At 69.3% G+C, this 6117-nt stretch carries 4 protein-coding genes and 1 pseudogene; all 5 read right to left on the reverse strand.

Features of this window, described 5'->3' with window-relative positions:
- Positions 1-96: 96 nt before the first annotated feature.
- The gene (locus ACYVDG_RS28025) at positions 97-2610 is read right to left on the reverse strand and encodes a hypothetical protein (protein WP_460760632.1); all 2514 of its coding nucleotides are present in this window, start codon (positions 2608-2610) and stop codon (positions 97-99) included.
- A 220-nt stretch (positions 2611-2830) separates the two neighbouring features.
- Positions 2831-3952, reverse strand: a complete 1122-nt coding sequence (locus ACYVDG_RS28030) for a PQQ-dependent sugar dehydrogenase (protein WP_460760636.1) — start codon at positions 3950-3952, stop codon at positions 2831-2833.
- 34 nt (positions 3953-3986) lie between these two features.
- A complete protein-coding gene (locus ACYVDG_RS28035) occupies positions 3987-5126 on the reverse strand; it encodes an FUSC family protein (RefSeq protein WP_460760640.1) in 1140 nt (379 codons plus the stop codon).
- A 66-nt stretch (positions 5127-5192) separates the two neighbouring features.
- On the reverse strand, positions 5193-5948 hold the full coding sequence (locus ACYVDG_RS28040; RefSeq protein ID WP_460760647.1) for a polyamine aminopropyltransferase: 756 nt from the start codon (positions 5946-5948) through the stop codon (positions 5193-5195).
- 68 nt (positions 5949-6016) lie between these two features.
- Positions 6017-6117, reverse strand: a pseudogene (locus tag ACYVDG_RS28045) (IS982 family transposase); the annotation flags it as partial.

The following is a 6117-nucleotide window of genomic DNA, read 5'->3' on the forward strand; positions in this document are numbered from 1 at the left end:
CGGAGCCCAGACTATCGAGCACGCTCCGCGCCGCCCGGGGGAGCCCCGGGAGAGCGTCGAGCCCTCCCGGGACGGACGCGCCTCAGCGCACCGGGGTCACCCCACTGGGCGCGTGCGCCGACGCCACACGATCGCGATGGACAGCGCCCCGGCCAGGAGCAGCAGGGCGGCCGACCCGACCAACCCGCCCAGCGACGACCCGGTCACCGGGAGATCCGGTTCGTGGGCCGGCCCGGGTGCGTCGGGACCCGACGGCCCGGCTACCGATGCGGGTTCGGGACTGGGCGACGGGTCCGGTGACGGGCTCTCCGTCGGGCTCGGTGACGGCGTGGGCGTAGGGCTGGGCGTTGGGTCGGACGTGGGCGTCGGGCTGGGCGCGGGAGTGGGCGACGGGGTCGGCTCCGGCTCCTGGTACTCGTTGTGCACCGTGCAGGTCATGTGGTCTCCGAACCCGATACCGACCTCACGCCCGTCGTTGACCGGGTCCTGGTCACCGTCGAGCACACAGCTCCACGAGTCGAACCCGTAGTCGTCGGGTCCGCGCTCGGTCAGCTCGTAGTGGCCGGGCCGGACCCAGGCGTCCGTCACCGCCTCGTCTCCGCTGTTGCCCTCCACGATGGTCGGGCCGTCCGCGGTCAGTACCCAGTCCTCGGGGGTGGCGGTGCCGCCTCCGCTGTTGTCCACGGTCTTGACCAGCGTCAGCCTGGTGTCGCACGAGACCTCGTTGGTGATCAGGTACTCGCTGGACTGGGCGTAGACCTCGAACTCCAGGTCCGTGGGATCCACGGCGACCGGGGTGTCGGGGTCGTTCCCCCGCACCATGCGCACTTCGTCGAGGGTGCACCGCTCGGGGATCACCACCTCTTCGGTACCGGTGGCGTCGTCGCCGATCGAGTACCCGCCGCGGGCCTCGCCCCAGTCCTGCGGCGACGGGTCCGCGTCCCCCGGACCGGACAGCTCCAGGTCCGCGTCGAACCCGTCCGGCCGGTCGTCCTGGGCGACGATCCGGTCGTCGATCTCCCACTGCTTGTCGACCGTGAGCTCGGCTGGGGACAGCTTGTTGTAGATCCGGCACTCGACGGCGCTGCTGCGCGGGACATCCACTTCGAAAGCGGGGTTCCCGTCACCCGTAGCGACAGACTCGGAGCCGTGCGGATCCGCGCTTCCGTCCCCTTCACGGATCTCGCAGATCGCCGTGTTCCCGTCCGGGGCGACCAGCTCGTACCCCTCCTGCTGTTGCTCCGTGACGCGCAGCACCGCGGTCTCGGTGTCAGTCGGGTAGTCCAGCCGGAAGTTGACCGTTCCGGTGTCATCGGTCGTGGCGCTCTCCGGGTCCACCCCGCCGCCGTCCGGCCCGACGGCGGCGGCGTCGAAGGTCCAGCCCGCGCCTGCCTGAGTGGCCCCAGTGATGTCGTCGCCCTCGTTCTCGGAAGGCACGATGTACTTGGTCACCGAAAGGGTGCCCGCGCACAGCTCCGCTAGGAGGTCCTGGATGGCCTGGCCGACCTCGGCGAAGTTGTCCGCGTGCAGGTAGTCGGCGTTGGCGATGTTGCCGGCGTCGGCGTCGAACCTCACCGGGCCGGACATGGCCCGGAGGTTGCGTTCGGTGACCGCGTCGATGCCCGGTCCGACGCCCGCCACCATCAGGCGGCTGCCCATGCCCTTGAGTTGGTTGGCGGAGAAGGTGCCGTACTCCACCTCGATGACGCGGGTCTGGCTGCCGTTGCCCTGCTCGTCCGCGTAGAAGGTGGGGTTGCCGTCCGTGATCATCACGGTGAGGTCGTAGTCCTCACCCGCGGCGGCCATCTCATCGGCGACCTTGGCCACCCCCTCGTCCCGGTTGGTGCCGCCTACGGCCTCCCAGTCCGCGTAGATCTCCTTGAAGTCGTCCGCCTCGCCCTGGGTGGCGACCGGCACGAGCTCCGGCCGGTTCTCGCCTTCCTGCGCTGGCGAACCACTGGCGAAGGAGAAGACCGCCGTCTGGGAGGGGGACCCGACCAGCGAGTCGACCATCGTGTCCGCCGCGTCCTTGAGCTGGTCGAGGGAGCCCTCCATCGAACCCGACAGGTCCAGCAGGAGCGCGACGTTGAGTCCGCAGACCTGTGGGAGCGGCGGGTTGTCGATCGACTGTTGCCAGTACCCCGAGGAGGTCATCCAGTAGCCGGGATCAGGATCGGATCCACGCATAAAGCTGTTGTCGTCTCGGGAGTCGAAACTCGACCCCGCGGTGAGCTCGGGTGTCTGATACCGGTATTCGCGTTCGACCGAGTTCTCGCCGGTGCCCTGCCCGGTACGCAGGCTGGGGTTGGTGAACCATCCCTCGGGGACACCGTCCTCCTCTTGACCAACCCAGAGCCGGGTATTCGAAGAAACGCCGTCAGCTCCGATGGGGATCTCGAAGGTACAGACTCCGCCCGTGGACTCACAGGTGGCCCAGTCCTCATCGGAGAACGGAGTCTCGCTGTCCTCCGACTCGTAGAGCCCCAGGGTCACCCCGTCGAGCGGGCCGACCTCACCGTCGGGGAGCCGTTCTCCCCCGGTGTGGACGGTGACAGTGCTGATGTCCTGCTGGGTGCCCTGCGCCGCCCCGGGCGCTGCGGCCGCTGTCAAGGTGAGGAGCAGAGCGGCCAGCACAGCAGGGAAGCGGCGGGATCGCCCGGGGGGAGTTCGGCGATGCGAGCGGAAAGCAGACATGAGGCACCTTTCGTCACCAGACAACCACTAAGAGTAGTTAATATGCACTCAGGGTGACGGAAGGTGCCTCGTTCGGCGTTTCTCCGACCTCGCGGTATGTCGACCTATGTCCACTGCGCCGCGGTCCGACGGCTCCCTATTCCAGCGGGACGTTCATGACCCGGTCGTCGTCGCTGCCGGGGGTACCCCAGGCGTCCAGGTTGCTGGTGCTCAGCCACAGGGCGTCGCCGTCCGGGTGGGCCTCAACGGTGCGCAGACGGCCGAAGTCGTCGACGAAGTGCGCCTCGGGCTCGCCGACCGTTCCGTCCCCGTTCAGCGGGATCTCCCACAGGCGGGCACCGCGCAGGGCCGCCACGTAGAGCGATTCGCCGGCGACCGTGGCGCCGCTGGGCGAGGCCTCCGAAGGCTCCCAGCTGATGAGCGGGTCGGTGTACTCGTCACCGCCGCCGGGCCCTTCCACCTCGGGCCAGCCGTAGTTGTCGCCCGCCTCGACCAGGTTCACCTCATCGAGGGTGTCGGCGCCGAACTCGGTCGCGTAGAAGTTTTCCTCCTCATCCCAGGCCAGGCCCTGCACGTTGCGGTGGCCGTACGTGTAGACGTGGTTGTCGAACGGGTTGTCGGCCACCGGTTCGCCGTCGGTGGTGATCCGCAGGATCTTCCCGGCCAGTGAATCGGTGTCCTGGGCGTCGTCCGGTACTTCGGCGTCACCGGTGGCCACATACAGCTCGTCGTCCGGACCGAAGGCGATCCGGCCGCCGTTGTGCGTGTTCGCTGCGGGGATGCCGTCGACGATCACCTCGGCGTCGCCGAGGGAGTTCACGTCCGGGTCGTACTCGATCCGGCTGACCCGGTTGTCCGAGTCGGTGGTGAAGTAGGCGTAGGCGTAGGGCTCTTCCGGGAAGCCGGGGTCGAGGGCCAGCCCCAAGAGGCCGCCCTCACCGCCGTGCGAGACCCCCTCGACGGTGCCCGCCTCCTCGGTCGTGCCGTCCGGCGCCACGCGGGCGACCTCCGCGGAGTCCCGTTGGGCGACCAGAGCGGAACCGTCGGGGAGGAAGTCGATCCCCCACGGTACGTCGAAATCGGTGGCGATGTCCTCCGGCTGCCCCAGGTCGAAGGCGCCGGCCCCGGTGGAGCCCTGAGCCCCCACACCATCGGCCTCGGTGGTGGAGCAGGCACTCACGAGAAGGGCGGTGCCAAGGAGGGCGAGGGTTCTGTTGGTGACGCTTATTGTCCGTGTGTGTCTCGGTTTCTGTGCCATGAACGTTCCCTGCCCGCTCCGGGCGCGACTATCCTCACTCAGCGTCCTCATGCGTGCTGTTCTCGTAACCCTGGTGGACCTCCTCGAAGAGGCGCTCGACGTCGGTGAGCAGAGCGCTGTAGACCGGCCACCGGTCGTTGTCCCACTCCTCCCGCATCCGTGAGCGCTCGGAGTCGACCTGGCGCAACGCGTCCTCCACCATCACGCGGAGGTCCTCGGAGACGGTCGCGCGATCGGGTTCGCCGTAGTCGTGGACCGTCCGGAAGATGTCCGACGCCCGCTGCACCAGCGGGGCGAGGTCGCGGAGGAAGCCGTCTTCGGGTGCGGGGAAGCGTGAACCGGAAGTGTTGGTGGTGCGCAGTGTCCGGACCAGGGACTGCACGTGCCGGGATGCCCTGCTCAGGGCCGAGACCCAGTCCCGGTAGGTCTCCAGGGCACGGGGCGAGTGACGGTCCCCCGAGATGAGGCGCCGCGGGTTGAACCGGGCCCGGTCCTGCTGTCGCAGGACCGCCTCCTCCGCGTTGCGGACGGTTCCGTCGAACCCGTCCGCGGCGCGCCCCCAGTAGTCCAGGTCCAGGCCGTCGCACCCCTGGCCCATGCCGTCGGCCATCTCGCCGGTGAGGGAGCGCAGGCCGTCCGCGAAGTCCAGGACGGCGTTCTCCGCGTCCCGGAACCGGACCGCGGGGGCGAAGACCATATTGGTGGCCAGTGCGCACGCGGCACCCACGCAGACCATCAGCAGGAGATAGCCGAGGTCCTCGGGGTTCTCGGCGGTACCGCCCGCGAGCGCGAAGGCCGCGACCACGGGGAGCTGGATGCCCTGTCCGCCGAAGAACCGCGCCTGCCCGGCCACCAGCGCGGCCAGGAGCAACAGGGAGAACGACCACAGCTGTGGGCCGACCGTGAGCCCCACCAGCCCGGCGAGGAGGGCACCCGCGAAGACCGCCGCGACGTAGCGCCCGGACTGGAGCACCGAACCGTAGACGCTCGGCCGGACGATGAGCAGCGCGGTGAAGGGTGCGAACCCGACCTGGGACGTGGCTCCCAGCAGTGTGCCGACCACCCAGGCGACCGTGGCGGCGACCGCACATTTGAGGATGAGGACAGCGGTCTCCCGCTCGAATCCGCGCCTCTGATAGGCGCGCCGCACCCCGTTCCGCAGCTTTTCGAGCATGCTCACCCCTCCCCAGCAGGCGATCCGATGACGGTCCGTGCTTACTCGCGCACTACCCGCCCAGTCCTACTCCGGTGTCGGTGCCGTCGCCAGGAAGACCGTGTTGGTGGCGGGGCGCTCCTGGTAGGGGTTGGGGAAGCTGACCACGTCGGCCCGTACGTCCTGGAAGTCCGCGCGCAGCACTTCCATGTAGTCCTCGTCCGGCGGGTCGTTGGACCACAGGGCGAAGACCCCGCCCGGCTGGAGGTGGCCCAGGAGCCGGCGGACCCCGACGGGTTCGTAGAAGGGCGCGTGTGCGGGGTTGAGCAGGTGACGGGGTGAGTGGTCGATGTCCACGACCACGGCGTGGAAGCGGTTGCCGGATTCCTCCTGGCCCTCGGGGGTCTGCGGGTCGAGGCTCTCACCGGCGGCGAGGGCGAAGAAGTCGCCCTGGACCAGGCGGCAGCGGGGGTCGTCGGTGAGCCGCTCCCCCGCCGGGATGAGCTTCGCCTCGTGCCAGGCGACGACCTCCGGGAGGGCTTCGACCACCACGAGCGACCGCACGTCCGGGTCGTCCAGGACGGTCAGGGCGGTGTGCCCGAGCCCGAGACCGCCGACCACCACGTCGTACCCGCCTGGCGGTACCGGGTGGCGGTGGAGTTCGGCCAGGGCCAGCCGGGCCACCTCGATCTCCCCTTGGACGAACAGGCTGGACATGAGGAAGTCGTCGTCGAGCTTGATCTCGTGGACCTCGGCCTTGGCCATCGGGTCCCATCGGACCCGCAGACTGATGACGCCCATGGGTGTGGGCCGCCAGTCGAGCTCCTGGAAACGCAGGTTCACGGTGCCCCCGGTCGGTTCACGCACGCGTTCACGTGCCCTTCGACCCTAGATGATTGAGTCCGATGTCTTCAGTGGTCGTAGGCGATCAGGGACCGCTTGACGGGGGCGTTGGTCTCCCAGTTGTGCCAGATCGCCGCGGCCATGGCCAGCAGGCGCTGTGCGGTACGGG

The organism is Nocardiopsis oceani (assembly GCF_054777395.1).

Coding starts and splice junctions, on each gene's coding strand:
- ACYVDG_RS28035 (WP_460760640.1), bottom strand. CDS start 5,126: ATGCTCGAAAAGCTGCGGAACGGGGTGCGGCGCGCCTATCAGAGGCGC.
- ACYVDG_RS28030 (WP_460760636.1), bottom strand. CDS start 3,952: ATGGCACAGAAACCGAGACACACACGGACAATAAGCGTCACCAACAGA.